15 protein-coding genes and 1 pseudogene are annotated in these 15,510 nt (G+C 60.4%); 15 read left to right on the forward strand and 1 reads right to left on the reverse strand.

Going from position 1 to position 15,510, the window contains the following annotated elements:
• The first annotated feature begins 11 nt into the window (after window positions 1-11).
• The 9 genes from ACQUSY_RS01660 (at window position 12) to tuf (ending at window position 7,796) form a co-directional block, all read left to right on the forward strand.
• Entirely contained in the window at window positions 12-341 is a 330-nt protein-coding gene (locus tag ACQUSY_RS01660) for a hypothetical protein (RefSeq protein WP_428902791.1), read from the forward strand.
• Window positions 338-1,861, forward strand: coding sequence for a hypothetical protein (locus ACQUSY_RS01665; protein ID WP_428902792.1), 1,524 nt, complete (start codon window positions 338-340; stop codon window positions 1,859-1,861). The genes ACQUSY_RS01660 and ACQUSY_RS01665 overlap by 4 nt, the downstream gene beginning before the upstream one ends.
• 27 nt (window positions 1,862-1,888) lie before the next feature.
• Window positions 1,889-2,260, forward strand: a complete 372-nt coding sequence (locus ACQUSY_RS01670) for a YbaB/EbfC family nucleoid-associated protein (RefSeq protein ID WP_428902793.1) — start codon at window positions 1,889-1,891, stop codon at window positions 2,258-2,260.
• On the forward strand, window positions 2,260-2,553 hold the full coding sequence (locus tag ACQUSY_RS01675) for a hypothetical protein (RefSeq protein ID WP_428902794.1): 294 nt from the start codon (window positions 2,260-2,262) through the stop codon (window positions 2,551-2,553). The genes ACQUSY_RS01670 and ACQUSY_RS01675 overlap by 1 nt, the downstream gene beginning before the upstream one ends.
• Window positions 2,554-2,568: 15 nt before the next feature.
• Window positions 2,569-3,018: a hypothetical protein gene (locus ACQUSY_RS01680; RefSeq protein ID WP_428902795.1), complete on the forward strand. Its 450-nt coding sequence runs from the start codon at window positions 2,569-2,571 to the stop codon at window positions 3,016-3,018.
• Between the two features lie 381 nt (window positions 3,019-3,399).
• Window positions 3,400-3,768: a 30S ribosomal protein S12 gene (rpsL, locus tag ACQUSY_RS01685; protein WP_040162881.1), complete on the forward strand. Its 369-nt coding sequence runs from the start codon at window positions 3,400-3,402 to the stop codon at window positions 3,766-3,768.
• 5 nt (window positions 3,769-3,773) lie between these two features.
• Complete coding sequence (gene rpsG / locus ACQUSY_RS01690; protein ID WP_147825120.1) at window positions 3,774-4,244, forward strand: 30S ribosomal protein S7; 471 nt, start codon at window positions 3,774-3,776, stop codon at window positions 4,242-4,244.
• 77 nt (window positions 4,245-4,321) lie between these two features.
• Window positions 4,322-6,436, forward strand: coding sequence for an elongation factor G (gene fusA / locus ACQUSY_RS01695; RefSeq protein ID WP_428902796.1), 2,115 nt, complete (start codon window positions 4,322-4,324; stop codon window positions 6,434-6,436).
• A 166-nt stretch (window positions 6,437-6,602) separates the two neighbouring features.
• A complete protein-coding gene (gene tuf / locus ACQUSY_RS01700; protein WP_428902797.1) occupies window positions 6,603-7,796 on the forward strand; it encodes an elongation factor Tu in 1,194 nt (397 codons plus the stop codon).
• Window positions 7,797-8,103: 307 nt separating this feature from the next.
• On the opposite strand, the gene ACQUSY_RS01705 is transcribed toward tuf, so the two are convergent.
• A complete protein-coding gene (locus tag ACQUSY_RS01705) occupies window positions 8,104-9,351 on the reverse strand; it encodes an IS256 family transposase (protein WP_298745532.1) in 1,248 nt (415 codons plus the stop codon).
• Between the two features lie 59 nt (window positions 9,352-9,410).
• On the opposite strand from ACQUSY_RS01705, the pseudogene ACQUSY_RS01710 reads away from it, so the two are divergent.
• The 6 genes and pseudogenes from ACQUSY_RS01710 to ACQUSY_RS01735 all read left to right on the forward strand — a co-directional run.
• A pseudogene (locus tag ACQUSY_RS01710) lies at window positions 9,411-9,494 on the forward strand (EF-Tu C-terminal domain-related protein); the annotation flags it as partial.
• 87 nt (window positions 9,495-9,581) lie between these two features.
• Window positions 9,582-10,010: a VanZ family protein gene (locus ACQUSY_RS01715; RefSeq protein ID WP_428902798.1), complete on the forward strand. Its 429-nt coding sequence runs from the start codon at window positions 9,582-9,584 to the stop codon at window positions 10,008-10,010.
• Complete coding sequence (locus ACQUSY_RS01720; protein ID WP_428902799.1) at window positions 10,003-10,536, forward strand: VanZ family protein; 534 nt, start codon at window positions 10,003-10,005, stop codon at window positions 10,534-10,536. Before ACQUSY_RS01715 ends, ACQUSY_RS01720 begins: the two co-directional genes overlap by 8 nt.
• A 28-nt stretch (window positions 10,537-10,564) precedes the next feature.
• On the forward strand, window positions 10,565-12,568 hold the full coding sequence (locus ACQUSY_RS01725) for an acyltransferase family protein (RefSeq protein WP_428902800.1): 2,004 nt from the start codon (window positions 10,565-10,567) through the stop codon (window positions 12,566-12,568).
• Between the two features lie 143 nt (window positions 12,569-12,711).
• Window positions 12,712-13,971 (forward strand): O-antigen polymerase, encoded by a 1,260-nt coding sequence (locus tag ACQUSY_RS01730; protein WP_428902801.1) that lies wholly within the window; start codon window positions 12,712-12,714, stop codon window positions 13,969-13,971.
• A 140-nt stretch (window positions 13,972-14,111) separates the two neighbouring features.
• Entirely contained in the window at window positions 14,112-15,509 is a 1,398-nt protein-coding gene (locus ACQUSY_RS01735; RefSeq protein ID WP_428902802.1) for a lipopolysaccharide biosynthesis protein, read from the forward strand.
• Window position 15,510: the final 1 nt, after the last annotated feature.

The raw sequence follows: 15,510 nt of genomic DNA on the forward strand, positions 1-15,510 counted from the left end.
GGCGCGAGAGCATGAGCGGCAACGGTGCCGGTGCGGCTCGCACCACAATCATTCTCAACGCAGATGTTTTGCGTGGTCAGGGCCGGTCGCTGGCAGCACATGCCAGCGACCTGGCCTCGGCCGCAGGCCAGGCTCGAGTGAGCATGCCGGCGACGGCGTTTGGCAGGTTGAACTCCTACCTTCCCGGCCCGTGCAACGCACTCGCTGGGCGGGCGGGCGACCTCTTGACGTCAGCGTCGGAGTTGCTTGCGGCGATGGGCGAAGGCGTCGACGGCGTGCTGAAGCAATTCGAGACGATCGAGGCCGAAGCCGCCGCTGAACTTGAAAAGTGGGAGCCATGAGCTCGGCCAGTGCGATCGCAGGTAGCCTGCGAAGTGAATCGTGGGTGGGTGGCGCACCCCGTTCTGGCGGCGACCCGTGCGCGAGCATTCCGGGCTTCGCCGGCATGGCGCTGCAATACATTCAGCCGCTGAATACGTGGTTCAACGACCTGCTCGGTGACCCGTCGGCGGTTGCCAGTTTCGCGTACGGTTGGCAAAACGTCGAAGCGCAGGCGCGCGGCGTCGCGGGCAAACTTTCCGGCGAAAAAGCTCGGTTGGCTGACCTCGATGGTCGATCTATCCGCAAGCTGCGCGAGCGCTACGACGACCTCGAACCGATCGTCACCGACACGGCCGAGTGGAGCGGTGCGGCCGCGGCGGCACTGAAGCTTGCCTCCACGATCGTCACGGCTGTTCGCCAGTTTGTGTGCGACTTCTTGGTGCAGCTGCGCCGGTACTGGGACGAGCTGTTCGAGTGGAGCTGGAACCCGCTCGACAAGGTCGACGACCTCTGGAAGTTCGCCGACGCGGCGTTCGATCTGGTGCAGGCCGGCGGCCGCCTGATCGAGACGATGTTCACCGCGCTCGAACAGCTCGGCACACTCCTCAATAAGCTGCAGCCGCTCGTGATGGAGGCCTTCGACGAGATGCGCCGCCTCCTGGCGTGGATGTACAAGACGACTGTTCCAGTCATTGGCGGCTCCATCAGCGACATGCTGCAAGACGACCCCGACGTGGAAGAGCTTGATCCGGGCATTCTCGATAGCGAGGGGCAGCAGGCGTACAACGACCTGATGGACCGTGGAGAGATCAACGGTCTCACCGACCTGCTCGACCAGAACGGACTCATCGACAAGATCAGCGGTGGTGATTCCACGGCGATCAGCGTGCAAACGATCCGCCGCCCCGATGGTTCCGAGTACACCCTCGTCAACCTGCCGTCGACGCTCGACTGGGCCGGTCTCGACGTTGCCAAGTGGATGGAAGGCGGCCCGATCAATGACTGGGACGCCAACGTTGCTCAGGTGCTGTTCGACAACCCAGTGTTGCGCACGCAGTATGAGCGCGCGGTGATGGATGCGATGCGCGACGCGGGTGTGCCGCCCGGGTCAGATGTGGTGTGGTCGGGCTTTAGCCAGGGCGGCATTATGGCCGGCAACATGGGCTCAGACTCTTCAGCGCACGGCTACAACACCGTCGGCATCGTGACGAACGGTTCACCGATCGATCACTTCCCGATTCCGAACAACATTCCGGTGTTGCAGGTGCAGCACGCGCTCGACCCGGTGCCGCTTCTTGATGGGCAGCAGATTCCTAACCTCGGCCCGAATGTTGACTGGGTGATGGGCAACCCGATAACGGCGCCGGATGGCGGCTTCGGTCCGCACAACGCCGGAACCTACAGCGACACCCTGAAGGACTACGTTGCTGGCGGCGGGCAGTTCCGCAATGACTGGTCATTCTTGAATGGCGACGTCGTCGACACCTATCTTGGTCATACTGGCGAGGGTAATTACAGAACCCAGCCGACGACCAACTAGCTGACCGCGAGATTGCGACAACCCAGCATGATTGATGACATCACGGAACAGGTGCAGGCCGCGCGCGAACGCGTGTACGGCCAGATCGAAGACGCACGAGCGCGCCACACGGCGCTACGCGAGGCGATCAACGAGGTTCGTGGCCTCACCGCGACGGTGCGCTCGCCACGCGGCGAAGTGTCGGTGACGGCGGCGATGAGCGGTGCGGTGACCGACGTGCGGGTGCTGCACGACGACCTCGACGCCCGCACGCTGAGTGCGCTGCTCACCCAGACGGTTGCGGCCGCACAGCAGGCGGTGCGCGAGCAAGCTGCTGACCGCATGATGGAGGTTGCAGGGGCTGATTCGAGCATCATTGCCGACCTCCGCACGCCGTTGGCTCGTGAGGGAGGGCTCTAATGTTTACCGACATCCATATCGAAACTGGCCCCATGCTCGACCTTGCCGTCGAGCTCGAAACGCAGGCCCGGCACCTCTTGGCTGCCGCTGATCGGCACCAGGAGCGTCGCACGGAGCTACTGCAGAGCACCTCGGGTGCCGCATCGCAGGGGGCGAGCATAGACATGCAGACCGCGATCGACGCGCTCTACATTCGTGCCGGCAAGCTCAAGAACAATGCCGGGGTGCTGCGCTCGCTCGCGGCGGTGTACGACCAGGCTGACCTTGACGGGGCCCGCTCGTTCGGCCCATAACCTCGAAAGTCACTCGTGAAACGCTCCACACACCGCGCCGCGGGCTTTGCGGCGCTCGCCGCAGTTGCCGCACTGGCGCTCTCTGCCTGCGCCAGCGGTTCCGGAACCACCAAGGCAGCGGAAGTAGCGCAACAGCAGGTTGTCGACTCGGGGGCGTTTGTCGACGTCGACATCGCGAAGAGCACGGAGAAAAACGCCAACGCGATTTTCGCGTGGGTGAAGGTCGCGGGGGAGTTGACCGCTGAGCAGTTGGCCATCATCGTCACCGCCGTCGGCACGGCGACCAGTAGCGACAACCGGTGCACCGTTGAGATCGTCGCGAAGCACGATGATGCGACCGAGTCGAAGGCCGACATGCATCTCGCCGCGCGCGATCTCGGCCTCACGCAATACCTCACCCGCAACGACTACAGCCTCGAAATGCCCTGCAGCGAGGCCCGCGCGTTCGCCGACGCGAACAGCTGAGGTCCGTGCCCGTTGAGCGGGGTGTGGAAAACTCACATGCAGGTGGGTGGGGGAATGCGGGGCGCGACACGCGGAAGCGACGGAATTGGGGCCGAGCGCGTTTGACCGCATGGCAAAAACCCGCGTATCATTGATCGGGTGTGCGCTCGCGCGCGTCGTGAGTTGTGTCTCGGCACAGATCAGGGCAAAACGCGAAACCACACATCTCTGGGAACGGCTTGCAAACAGGCCACCCCCACGGCATATCCACCAAGAAGACCGTGCAGATATTCTGCCTGGTCGGCGGATTAGCGTGAAGCCCCTCGACACGAAACGTAAAACTTTCTCACTGCGGGGACGAGAACACGACGCTGTCACCGTGCAGCAAACATAGGAGAAGAAGTGCCAACTATTCAGCAGTTGGTTCGCAAGGGACGCACGCCGAAGGTCACCAAGACCAAGGCTCCCGCTCTGAAGGCGAACCCGCAGCAGCGCGGCGTGTGCACCCGTGTGTACACCACCACCCCGAAGAAGCCGAACTCGGCGATGCGTAAGGTCGCTCGTGTGAAGCTCTCGAACGGTACCGAAGTTACCGCGTACATCCCCGGTGAGGGCCACAACCTCCAGGAGCACTCGATGGTGCTCGTTCGTGGTGGTCGTGTTAAGGACCTCCCCGGTGTCCGTTACAAGATCGTCCGTGGTGCACTCGACACCCAGGCAGTCAAGAACCGTAAGCAGGCTCGTAGCCGCTACGGCGCGAAGAAGGGCTAAGGAATATGCCTCGTAAAGGTCCCGCGCCCAAGCGCCCCGTAGTTAACGACCCGGTATACGGTGCTCCGATTGTCACGTCGCTCGTGAACAAGATCCTCGTTGACGGCAAGAAGTCGCTCGCTGAGGCTATTGTCTACGGCGCCCTCTCGGGTGTCGAAGAGAAGAGCGGCCAAGACGCTGTGGCAACCCTCAAGAAGGCGCTCGACAACGTGCGCCCGACGCTTGAGGTTCGTAGCCGCCGCGTTGGTGGTTCGACGTACCAGGTTCCGGTTGAGGTCAAGCCGCACCGTGCAAACACCCTTGCACTGCGCTGGCTCGTTTCGTACGCAAAGGGTCGTCGTGAAAAGACGATGACTGAGCGTCTGCGCAACGAGATCCTCGACGCTGCGAACGGTCTGGGTGCCGCTGTTAAGCGTCGCGAAGACACGCACAAGATGGCTGAGTCGAACCGCGCGTTCGCTCACTACCGCTGGTAACCAGCACTTTCGTTCCGCCCCTGGCATCTGCTGGGGGCGGAGCGATCCACATACGAACCTGACGTAAGGAAGAACCCGTGGCACAAGAGGTGCTCACTGACCTCAAGAAGGTCCGCAACATCGGCATCATGGCGCACATTGATGCTGGAAAGACGACGACGACCGAGCGCATCCTGTTCTACACGGGCGTCAACCACAAGATCGGTGAAACCCACGACGGTGGCGCAACGACCGACTGGATGGAGCAGGAGCAGGAGCGTGGCATCACGATCACCTCTGCTGCTGTGACGTGCTTCTGGAACGGCACGCAGATCAACATCATCGACACCCCCGGTCACGTTGACTTCACGGTTGAGGTGGAGCGTTCGCTCCGCGTTCTCGACGGTGCTGTCGCCGTGTTCGACGGTAAGGAAGGTGTCGAGCCGCAGTCTGAGACCGTTTGGCGTCAGGCTGACAAGTACGACGTTCCGCGTATCTGCTTCGTCAACAAGATGGACAAGCTGGGCGCTGACTTCTACTTCACCGTTGACACGATCGTCAACCGCCTGAAGGCAACCCCGCTGGTCATCCAGCTTCCGATCGGTTCGGAGAGCAACTTCGTTGGTGTTGTCGACCTCGTCGAGATGCGCGCCCTGGTTTGGGCTGGCGACTCGAAGGGTGACGTCACCATGGGCGCCAAGTACGACGTTCAGGAGATCCCGGCTGACCTCGCAGAGAAGGCAGCGGAGTACCGCGCCAAGCTCCTCGAAACGGTTGCTGAGAGCGACGACGAACTGCTCGAGAAGTACTTCGGTGGCGAAGAGCTCACCGTTGCAGAGGTCAAGGGTGCAATCCGCAAGCTGACGATCTCGTCGACCGTTTACCCGGTGCTGTGTGGTTCCGCATTCAAGAACCGCGGTGTTCAGCCGATGCTGGACGCTGTCGTTGACTACCTCCCCTCGCCCCTCGACGTGCCGGCTATCGAAGCTCACGACCCGAAGGACGAAGAGATCGTCATCGAGCGCAAGCCCTCGAAGGACGACCCGTTCACGGCTCTCGCCTTCAAGATCGCTGTTCACCCGTTCTTCGGTCGTTTGACCTTCGTTCGCGTGTACTCCGGTCACCTTGACTCGGGTGCTCAGGTCATTAACTCGACCAAGAGCAAGAAGGAGCGCATCGGAAAGATCTTCCAGATGCACGCCAACAAGGAAATGCCCGTTGAGTCGATGACCGCAGGTCACATCTACGCTGTGATCGGCCTCAAGGACACCACGACCGGTGACACGCTTGCCGACATGGCAAACCCGGTTGTGCTTGAGTCGATGACCTTCCCTGAGCCCGTTATTGAGGTCGCTATCGAGCCCAAGACGAAGGCTGACCAGGAGAAGCTGGGTACCGCTATCCAGAAGCTCGCTGAAGAAGACCCGACGTTCCGCGTCGAGCAGATTCAGGAGACCGGTCAGACGCTCATCAAGGGTATGGGTGAGCTTCACCTTGACATCCTTGTTGACCGCATGAAGCGCGAATTCAAGGTCGAGGCAAACGTTGGTAAGCCGCAGGTTGCTTACCGCGAGACGATCAAGAAGGCCGTCGAGAAGCACGACTACACCCACAAGAAGCAGACGGGTGGATCGGGTCAGTTCGCAAAGATCCAGTTCAACCTCGAGCCGCTTGAGGTTGAGGGCGACAAGACGTACGAATTCGTCAACGCCGTCACCGGTGGTCGTATCCCGCGCGAGTACATCTCGCCGACCGACCAGGGCTTCCAGGATGCAATGAACGTGGGTGTCCTCGCCGGATTCCCCATGGTCGGCGTCAAGGCAACGCTCGTTGATGGTGCTTCGCACGATGTTGACTCGTCTGAAATGGCGTTCAAGATCGCGGGCTCCATGGGCTTCAAGGAGGCTGCACGCAAGGCAAACCCCGTTATCCTCGAGCCGATCATGGCTGTTGAGGTGCGTACTCCTGAGGAGTACATGGGTGACGTCATTGGTGACATCAACTCCCGTCGTGGCCAGATCTCGTCGATGGAAGACGCACAGGGTGTCAAGGTCATCCGTGCACAGGTTCCGCTGTCCGAAATGTTCGGCTACATCGGTGACCTGCGCTCGAAGACCTCGGGCCGCGCTGTGTACTCCATGGAGTTCTCGAGCTACGCAGAAGTTCCGCGTAACGTCTCCGACGAAATCGTTCAGAAGGCAAAGGGCGAGTAATTGCCCTGGGGGCGTGTCGGCAACGTCGCGCCCCCAATGCCGACTGGCAAATACAACTTCACAGAATCAGTAGGAGCTTTCCTACTACACTGAAACCATCCCCTGTAGACAACCGGTCGCAATCCAGTGCCCGGAAGATCTACACGAATGTCCTTAGGAGGACCTAGTGGCTAAGGCCAAATTCGAGCGGACCAAGCCGCACGTAAACATCGGAACCATCGGTCACGTTGACCACGGTAAGACCACGCTTTCGGCTGCAATCTCGAAGGTTCTGGCTGACAAGTACCCGTCGGCCACGAACGTTCAGCGCGACTTCGCGTCGATTGACTCGGCTCCTGAAGAGCGTCAGCGCGGTATCACGATCAACATCTCGCACATCGAGTACGAGACCCCGAAGCGTCACTACGCACACGTTGACGCTCCTGGTCACGCCGACTACGTGAAGAACATGATCACCGGTGCTGCTCAGATGGACGGCGCAATCCTCGTGGTTGCTGCTACCGACGGCCCGATGGCTCAGACGCGTGAGCACGTTCTGCTCGCCAAGCAGGTCGGCGTTCCGTACCTGATGGTTGCACTGAACAAGTCGGACATGGTTGACGACGAAGAGATCCTCGAGCTCGTTGAGCTTGAGGTTCGCGAGCTCCTCTCGAGCCAGGGCTTCGACGGCGACAACGCTCCCGTTATCCGCGTTTCGGCGCTCAAGGCACTCGAGGGTGACGAGAAGTGGGCTGAGGCAATCGTCGAGCTCATGCAGGCTGCTGACGACAACATCCCCGACCCCGAGCGTGACCGCGACAAGCCGTTCCTCATGCCGATCGAGGACGTCTTCACGATCACGGGCCGCGGAACCGTTGTTACGGGCCGTGCAGAGCGCGGTACCCTCGCGATCAACTCCGAAGTTGAGATCGTTGGTATCCGTCCGACCCAGAAGACGACCGTCACGGGTATCGAGATGTTCCACAAGCAGCTCGACGAGGCTTGGGCCGGCGAGAACTGTGGTCTTCTCCTCCGTGGTCTTAAGCGCGACGACGTCGAGCGTGGCCAGGTTGTTGTGAAGCCGGGCTCGGTTTCGCCGCACACCAACTTCGAGGGCACCGCCTACATCCTTTCGAAGGAAGAGGGTGGCCGCCACAACCCGTTCTACACGAACTACCGCCCGCAGTTCTACTTCCGTACCACGGACGTGACCGGCGTCATCTCGCTGCCCGAGGGCACCGAAATGGTTATGCCTGGTGACACCACCGACATGTCGGTCGAGCTGATCCAGCCGATCGCTATGGAAGAGGGCCTCGGCTTCGCTATCCGTGAGGGTGGCCGCACCGTTGGTGCTGGTACCGTCACCAAGATCAACGCGTAATTTCGCTTAACTGATCTGCGAGGGCCCCTGGGAAACCAGGGGCCCTCGTGCGTTGTTTGGGAGGCCGGAACCACGTCTTCCGCCCGAAGCTTCTATGTTTGTCAACCGTTTTCGAGGAGGCGGTAGATGTGTCGGGCGAGGAGTCGTTTGAGGCTGCGTCGGATGTTGCGGTCGGTGTCTCCGTCTGCTCGGCGGCGGGCGGCGTAGGCGAGGGTTTCGGGGTGTGATCGCCATCGGGTGATGATGACGCGGTGCAGGGCCGCGTTGGGGTCTGTCAGATTAACGGTGGATCTGGCCTGGCGGTTGGTTAGTTGATTCGGCCTTCGAAGGTGATCGCGAAGGCGTTGAGCGCGGGCTTCCACCTCGTCACCCAGCGTGCCCGACCGCGGCCGGTCGGGTCAAGCGAGCGTGTCACGAGATAGAGGCACTTCAGTGCTGCGGCGTCGTTGGGGAAGTGCCCGCGCGCCCGCACGGCACGCCGGTATCTCGCATTGAGGGACTCGATCGCATTGGTGCTGCAGATGATGCGGCGGATCTCGACGTCGTAGTCCAGGAACGGGATGAACTCGGACCAGGCGTTCTCCCACAGCACCCGGATCGCGGGATACATGCTCGCCCACTTCTCCGCGAACTCCTCGAACCGTGCTTGCGCGGCGGCCTCGTTCGGTGCCGTATAGACCGGCCGCAGGTCGCGGGCGATCTGGTCCCAGTACTTCCGCGACGCGAACTTGAAGGTGTTGCGGATCAGGTGGATGATGCACGTCTGCACCGTCGTCTGCTCCCACGTGGTGTTGATCGCGTCCGGGAGTCCCTTCAGCCCGTCGCAGACCACGATGCACACGTCCTCGACGCCCCGGTTCTTGATCTCGGTGAGCACGCCGAGCCAGAACTTCGCGCCCTCACCGCCGTCGCCGGCCCAGATGCCGAGGATGTCGCGTTCTCCGCCCGTGGTGACGCCCACAGCGACATAGAACGGCTTGTTGCGCACCTGCCCGTCGCGGACCTTCACCACGATCGCGTCGATGAACACGACCGGGTAAACCCGATCCAGCGGCCGGTTCTGCCACTCGGTCATCTCCTCGATCACCTTGTCAGTGATCTTTGAGATCGTGTCCTTGGACACCGAGGCGCCGTAGACGTCGTCGAAATGCGCCGCGACCTCACCGGTGGTCAGTCCGCGTGCGGTCAGCGAGAGGACGATCTCGTCGATACCGTCTAGCCGACGCTGCCGCTTCCTCACGATCTTCGGCTGAAACGACCCCTCACGATCCCGCGGAACGTCGATCTGCACGGCACCGACCTCGGTGAGCACCGTCTTGGACCGCGTCCCGTTACGGGCGTTGCCGCTATCGCTGGCCTGGTGCTTCTCATAGCCGAGGTGCTCGGCCATCTCGACCTCGAGCGCGGTCTCCAACACGGTCTTCGTCAACCCGGCGAGCAGCCCACCCGGGCCGACGAGGCTGACGCCCTGCTCTTTCGCCTGCGCGAGCAACTGCTCAGCGATCTGCTGTTCATCGATGATCTCTCCCGTCACAGGATCGATCATCTCGGTCATCTGATTCACTGCCTTACCTTTCGGTCAAGCCAGTCCCAGATCCACCGTTTTTCTGACAGTCCCTGGAAGAGGGCCTCGGCTTCGCTATCCGTGAGGGTGGCCGCACCGTTGGTGCTGGTACCGTCACCAAGATCAACGCGTAATTTCGCTTAACTGATCTGCGAGGGCCCCTGGGAAACCAGGGGCCCTCGTGCGTTGTTTGGGCATAGTTTCTTCAGGGGGGCGGAACCATGAGTCGATGGGTTGCGCTCGGTGGCTATGCGGTGTTCGTGCTGTGGGTAACGCTGATGCCCCGCCTAGAAGACGTGGGCGCCGATTCGCTTGCCTGGCGCTTGCTCGCCGTTGTGCATGGGTGGGGTGTGCCGGCGTGGTTTGACTACGCCATGCTGGAGTTCATGGCTAATGTGGCGATGTTTGTTCCCATCGGCATGTTCGGGGTTGCGATTTTGCCTCGGCACCGCTGGTGGCTTGCGATCGTAACGGCATTCTTCTTTAGCTGCGCTATCGAGCTTGCGCAGCTGTGGTGGCTTCCCGATCGCGTGGCTGACTGGCGCGATGTGCTGGCGAATTCGCTCGGTGCCGCTCTGGGTGCAGGGCTAGCTCTCGGGCTTCGCGCCCTACGATGGAAGTCGGTCAACCGAGAGGACGCTCATGTCTGACGCCCCCACGCAGGTCTTACCCGGTCTGCGCGCGCCTGCAACGCGTGGCACACGCCCGCCGAAAAGCCACCTGCGCGCCTGGCTGGCATGGCTTGGCCTGCTTGCATACGGCGCCGTGGTTCTGGCTGCGACGATGAGCCCGACCCCACTTGACAGCGGCTATCGCGGTGCGATTGACAAGGTGCTCGCCGTTCTGCACCGCAATGGCCTGCCGACTCGAATTGACTACCCCGAGGTTGAGTTTGGCGCGAACGTGCTGATGTTCATTCCGCTGGGCTTCTTCATTGGCTTGGTGCTGCCTCGTATCGCGGTGTGGGCAGGAATCTTTGTCGTGCCGGCTCTGTCTGGCGCGATCGAGTTCATTCAGGGTCAGTTGCTGGCAGAACGTTTTTCGACTCTGCAAGACGTGCTTGCCAACTCTTTGGGTGGCTGGACTGGCCTCCTGATCGCGATGATCATCCGCGCGGTCGTGCACGCGCGAGACGAGAAGGTTGTAGCACGTGCGCTCTGGGAGATTCGACGCTAGACGATTGCGGCGCATACACTCGATGTTTGTGCCCACCCCTCAGCGTCTCGATATCCAGGGACTACGAGCCCTAGCAGTCGCGCTCGTCGTAATCTTCCATTTAGCTCCCGCTGTGGTGCCGGGTGGCTATATTGGTGTCGATGTTTTTTTCGTCATCTCAGGCTTCCTCATCACATCGCATTTGCTGAGAGAAGTTGACCGCACGGGTTCGATCAAATTGAGCGAGTTCTGGGCGCGACGGATCAGACGACTGCTTCCCGCCGGGCTACTCGTCTTGGTCGTATCGGCGGCAGCAGTGCTCTTCTTGTTGCCCGAAGCATTCCGGCAACAGAATCTGATCGAGATCTTCCTCGCTTCGATATACGTCGTGAACTGGAACTATGCGGCTAACGCAGTGGACTACCTCGGGGCGGACACGACTGGTTCAATTGCGCAGCATTACTGGTCGCTATCAGTAGAAGAGCAGTTCTACATTGTGTGGCCGATATTGATCCTCGCGGCCGCTTGGTTCGGTCGACGCGTAATTCGGGCAGACGCACGCCGAGTGATAGTAGTCACGCTACTGCTTGTATTTACCGTCTCGTTTGTCTTTTCTGTTTTCGAGACAGCGCGCTCGCAACCTTCTGCGTACTTCATAACAACGACACGCGCGTGGGAGTTTGCAGCCGGGGCGCTGGTAGGTTTGCTACCGTTCGTCAGGCTCCGGCAGAGCGTGCGCGTGATATTGAGCTGGGGGGCGGTGGCGGCTGTCGCTGCATCAGCGCTGCTGTTCGACTCAGGAACTGAATTCCCTGGATGGATTGCAATAGTTCCGGTGGCGGCGACAGCGTGGCTCCTGTATGTCGGGGACATCGAGTCCAATAACTCACCCCAATACCTGGCGCGCGCCGGGTGGGTGCAACGACTAGGGGATCTCTCCTACTCCATTTACCTCTGGCACTGGCCAATCATTGTTGTGTTCGTGGCGTTGCGCGGTGCTCAGCCCGGTTGGAAGGGGATGGTGGTTCTCCTACTGGTCACGATTGTGCTCGCGGAACTTACAAAGCGGTTCGTGGAAGATCCGGTGCGCCGCGCACCAGGCATCATCGGGCGCCCCCTACCGACTTACGTAGCTATGGTGAGCTCGATTGTGGTCATTGCTGCAGCGACGTTGATTCCGTCTCTGGTGTGGGACGCAACGCAGCAGGACAAGCGCGAGCAAGTCGCAGCACAGATACTGATCGAGGATGGGTGTTTCGGCGCATACGCCGTACAAAATGGTTGTGATCCCGACGATGTACCCACGGGGCTCATCACTCCCGCCATCTCGGCAAAAGACGGGTACACGCCGGACACATCCTCAGATGCTTGCCGGGTAGAGAGTATCGAAGGGCAGCACCTCACGACCTGTGAGTTCAATACGGGTACCGACACAATGGTCCTCTTTGGCGACTCCCATGCCGCACACCTCATCCGCCCGTTGGTGAAGCTTACAGATGAGCGAGACCAAACACTGGCGGTGCATTCACGAACAGGCTGTTCCGGATTCCCGGGCATGGAAGGGGAGCAAACTGAGAACCGTCGCCTGTGTAGCGAATGGGCGAACTCCACGCTCGCCGCGGTAGCCTCTGACCCCGACGTCTCCGCTGTGGTCTTGAGCGTAAGAACCATGCTCACTGCGGGCGACCGCGACCTGGCGATCTCGCAAATCAATATGCTCCAGGAAGCAGGCAAGAGCGTATATGTGTTCCGGACAGTTCCAGGGATGCCGGATCAATGGCCGGTGGACTTCGGCGACCGTGCGCAATTCGCGCCCGAGTGTGTGGAACGGCGGGGCCAATGCGACTGGACACCTGGCCCATGGGAAGACTGGCTCGTAGCCGCAGCCGAGGAGGCCGGAGCGACCGTACTCGACACGTGGGAGATGGTCTGCCCGGACGGCGTGTGCAGGGCCGTGATCGGTGGAACAATAGTGTACTTCGATGAGAGTCACCTGACCCGCACTTTTGCCGAAACGCTGACGCCGTGGTTACGCAGCGAGATCCGAAGATAGGTGCTGAACGGGCAAATGCTTCCAGCTCGCGACGAGGCGAGCTCTCGCTCGTCGTTCAAGGCGCCCTGACGTTTCAATATGCGTCCCCAAGGTAGGCTGGTCAGGTTAACCAGCTCACGCCCATGACGGAGAGGACCCAGTCGATGCAGGTAGCTCTATTGTTGCTGGCGTTAATGGTCGTGATCTCGTTGCTCAATCGATCGATTCTCAATCCAACGTCGATCACGCTTGGTGTCTTAGCTCTATCAACGGGGCTCGCATCATTGCGCCTGTACGGGCTCTTCTCCTTTGACCCAATTGCCGAGAGCATCATCCTGGCGGGTGGTGCATCATTGTTCGTCGGTGCGGTCATAATGCGTCGATTCGGTAACACGGTCGCGCTGTTTCCGGATCCTGATGCGGGCCAAGACCACCTCATTAGATATCGCGTGCTGACGGTCGCGCTGGTTGCGGCTATCGTCGTGATGATGGTCTCGCGCGCGGGGCAAATTGGGATACTTCTGGGCGGTGGGTCGCTGGCGGAGGTCCGCAATTCCTATCTCGGCTATGGCGGCAATGATGCGACGATCGCCCTCGTTGATCGCCTATTTGTGGGCCCGTTGATGATATTGGCTCTGCCGATTTTTCTGTGGAGCCTTCTCCGTGGAAAGATTAACGTCGGCTTCGCCGTGTCCTTCGCATCTGTGGTTCTGCTCAATCAGCTCACCTCGGGTGGTCGATTCATCTTCCTGTATGCGGGAGTGATGGTGCTCGCGCTGTTAGCTCGGCCCGGAGCAACTCGACGCCACAACACCTGGGCCAAAGCAATACTCGTCGTGCTTGCTGTCGGCGTACTCGGGTTTACCATCGCCCGAGGCAACTCTGTACTGTTCGAGGCGTACACCTACTTTGCGATACCGGTCCCGCTCCTCGCGCATTGGGCGACGACGGTCGACGCGATGGGTGCGCAGACCTTCGGCGCTGGGTTTGCATACGGCGGTTTGACGCTCCTATTCCGAGCCTCCGAACTCGTCGGACATCCCATCGGCTCCGAAATCTCTACACTCGTCGCGCTCCCGCAGGAGGTTTGGGTCGACCTTCTCCCGGGCCGTCATTTCAACGCATTCGTGACACTGTTCTACTACTTCTACCTTGACTTCGGTTGGGTCGGCGTGGTTTTGGGGGCGTTGGCGTGGGGTTTCATCGCACAATGGAGTTTCAATCGCATGTGGGGGTTTGGCCCCCGCAGCACAATCTTCGGCCTACTCATGTTGCAGGTTGCGGTGCTCTCGTTCGTCAGGTGGGAGTTCACAAACGGCAGCCTCATCATCGCGCTTGTGATGCTCCCTCTAGTTATCAAGTCATCCAAGCGCGCGCTGGCGGCTTCGGAAAACCGCCCGTCTTCCAGTGCCCAGGAGTCTTGAAGCGTGGGAGTGGACGATATTTCGAGAGTTCCTGTTCTGTCGATTGAGCATTCGGTCAGCCCATCGAGATCGGTAGGTGGGCTCGCGCAGACTGGTTGTTTACAGCTATGACCCGACTCGGCCCAAAGTTCAGGCGAGCCATGCGCCTGTTCTGGTCATTCATGCTTGGCTCTGGCCTATCAAGCTTGATCACGTTCGTCGCCATGCCGGTCTACACGCGGTTATTGGCTCCCGATGAATTCGGTTACTTCGATCTTGCTAACACGATCGCAACAGTGGCAGCCGCCCTCATCTATGCGGATATCTGGGTGGGGGTCATGCGGCTGGCCCTGCGAGGATCAGACTTCGATCGCTGGATAAAGCCTGGCCTCGCGCTATTTGGGGCATCCACCGTTGTCTTATCGCTTGGCGCGGTCGCAACATGGGTGATTGCCGACCCGCGCGATATCTGGTGGGTCTTGTTGGCCACGGTAGCGCGAAGCGCCGCACAGTTCTGGGGGTTCGCTGCTCGGGGAGTGGGATTTGTTCGGCTCTTCGCGATCTCGGGAGTAGTGAACGCTGCCGTGACATTTGCGGCGTCAGTGCTCGCACTTCAATGGCTATCGATGGGGTCAGCTGCGCTCTTCCTCGGAATTGCCCTCGGCTGTTTGTCGCAGGTGCTTCTGGTCGAGGCGCGAGTTGGACTATTGCGCCGAGCGTGGCGTTCCGGTGCTCCTGCTTGGTCCTCAGTGCTGTTCAGGTTCACTGTGCCTTTGGGTATCAATTCGGTGGCTTTCTGGCTATTCACGAGCACCGGCCGATTCGTCGTCGCAATTGAAATGGGTCTGGATGCGAATGGAATCTTCGCTGCAGCCTCGAAGCTCGCTGGCCTGGTCGCCGTCGTCTCAGGTGTCGTTACTCTGGTCTGGCAACAGCTTTCCTTCGAGGGGCAATCCAAGGAGTCATCGTTCTATCGAAAAGGCACAGCGTTCGCGGCGCTTCTCTACGGCGTCGGAGGAGTATTCGCGGTTCCGTTGGGAACCTGGTTCTATCAGGTCACCGTTGACGATCGATACGCCCTCGGTTGGGTCACGGTCCCTGGGTTCCTACTTGTCGCTGTCCTCGCGGGATACTCCAACTTTGTCGGGAACATTTTTTATGGACTTGAGCGCACAGTCGAGTTGTTTATTTCAACGCTGGTCTGCCTCGCTGTCGTCGGCGTAGCCACCTTCCCGTTGGTTCGGGAACTCGGGATCAATGGTGCCAACCTGGCACTTGTACTGGGGTACGTTACGAATATTGGTACTCGGCACCTCATCCTGAATCGAAGGCTCGGCCTATGGATCCCGATGCGGAACGCCTGGATCGCGACCTTCGGTGTGCTGCTTTCGAGTTATTTGGTCATTGTTTATGGTGTGGTACCCGCGCTCAGTGTCGCCGTAGTTTACTCGGCATTGTTCGGGTGGTGGAGCTTGCGATTCGGCGGCATTCGTACGCGCGAGAGCAGTAGGATGCGCGGCCACGACACCGATCGCGCTCAGGAGATTTTGGAGGATTAGT

This window comes from Microbacterium daqui (assembly GCF_050408675.1).
Lineage (GTDB): Bacteria > Actinomycetota > Actinomycetes > Actinomycetales > Microbacteriaceae > Microbacterium.

What these genes read in the sequence shown, in the direction of transcription:
- ACQUSY_RS01660 (WP_428902791.1), top strand. Translation starts at nt 12, where the DNA reads ATGAGCGGCAACGGTGCCGGTGCGGCTCGCACCACAATCATTCTCAAC.
- ACQUSY_RS01665 (WP_428902792.1), top strand. Translation starts at nt 338, where the DNA reads ATGAGCTCGGCCAGTGCGATCGCAGGTAGCCTGCGAAGTGAATCGTGG.
- ACQUSY_RS01670 (WP_428902793.1), top strand. Translation starts at nt 1,889, where the DNA reads ATGATTGATGACATCACGGAACAGGTGCAGGCCGCGCGCGAACGCGTG.
- ACQUSY_RS01675 (WP_428902794.1), top strand. Translation starts at nt 2,260, where the DNA reads ATGTTTACCGACATCCATATCGAAACTGGCCCCATGCTCGACCTTGCC.
- rpsG (WP_147825120.1), top strand. Translation starts at nt 3,774, where the DNA reads ATGCCTCGTAAAGGTCCCGCGCCCAAGCGCCCCGTAGTTAACGACCCG.
- ACQUSY_RS01705 (WP_298745532.1), bottom strand. Translation starts at nt 9,351, where the DNA reads ATGACCGAGATGATCGATCCTGTGACGGGAGAGATCATCGATGAACAG.
- ACQUSY_RS01715 (WP_428902798.1), top strand. Translation starts at nt 9,582, where the DNA reads ATGAGTCGATGGGTTGCGCTCGGTGGCTATGCGGTGTTCGTGCTGTGG.
- ACQUSY_RS01720 (WP_428902799.1), top strand. Translation starts at nt 10,003, where the DNA reads ATGTCTGACGCCCCCACGCAGGTCTTACCCGGTCTGCGCGCGCCTGCA.
- ACQUSY_RS01730 (WP_428902801.1), top strand. Translation starts at nt 12,712, where the DNA reads ATGCAGGTAGCTCTATTGTTGCTGGCGTTAATGGTCGTGATCTCGTTG.
- ACQUSY_RS01735 (WP_428902802.1), top strand. Translation starts at nt 14,112, where the DNA reads ATGCGCCTGTTCTGGTCATTCATGCTTGGCTCTGGCCTATCAAGCTTG.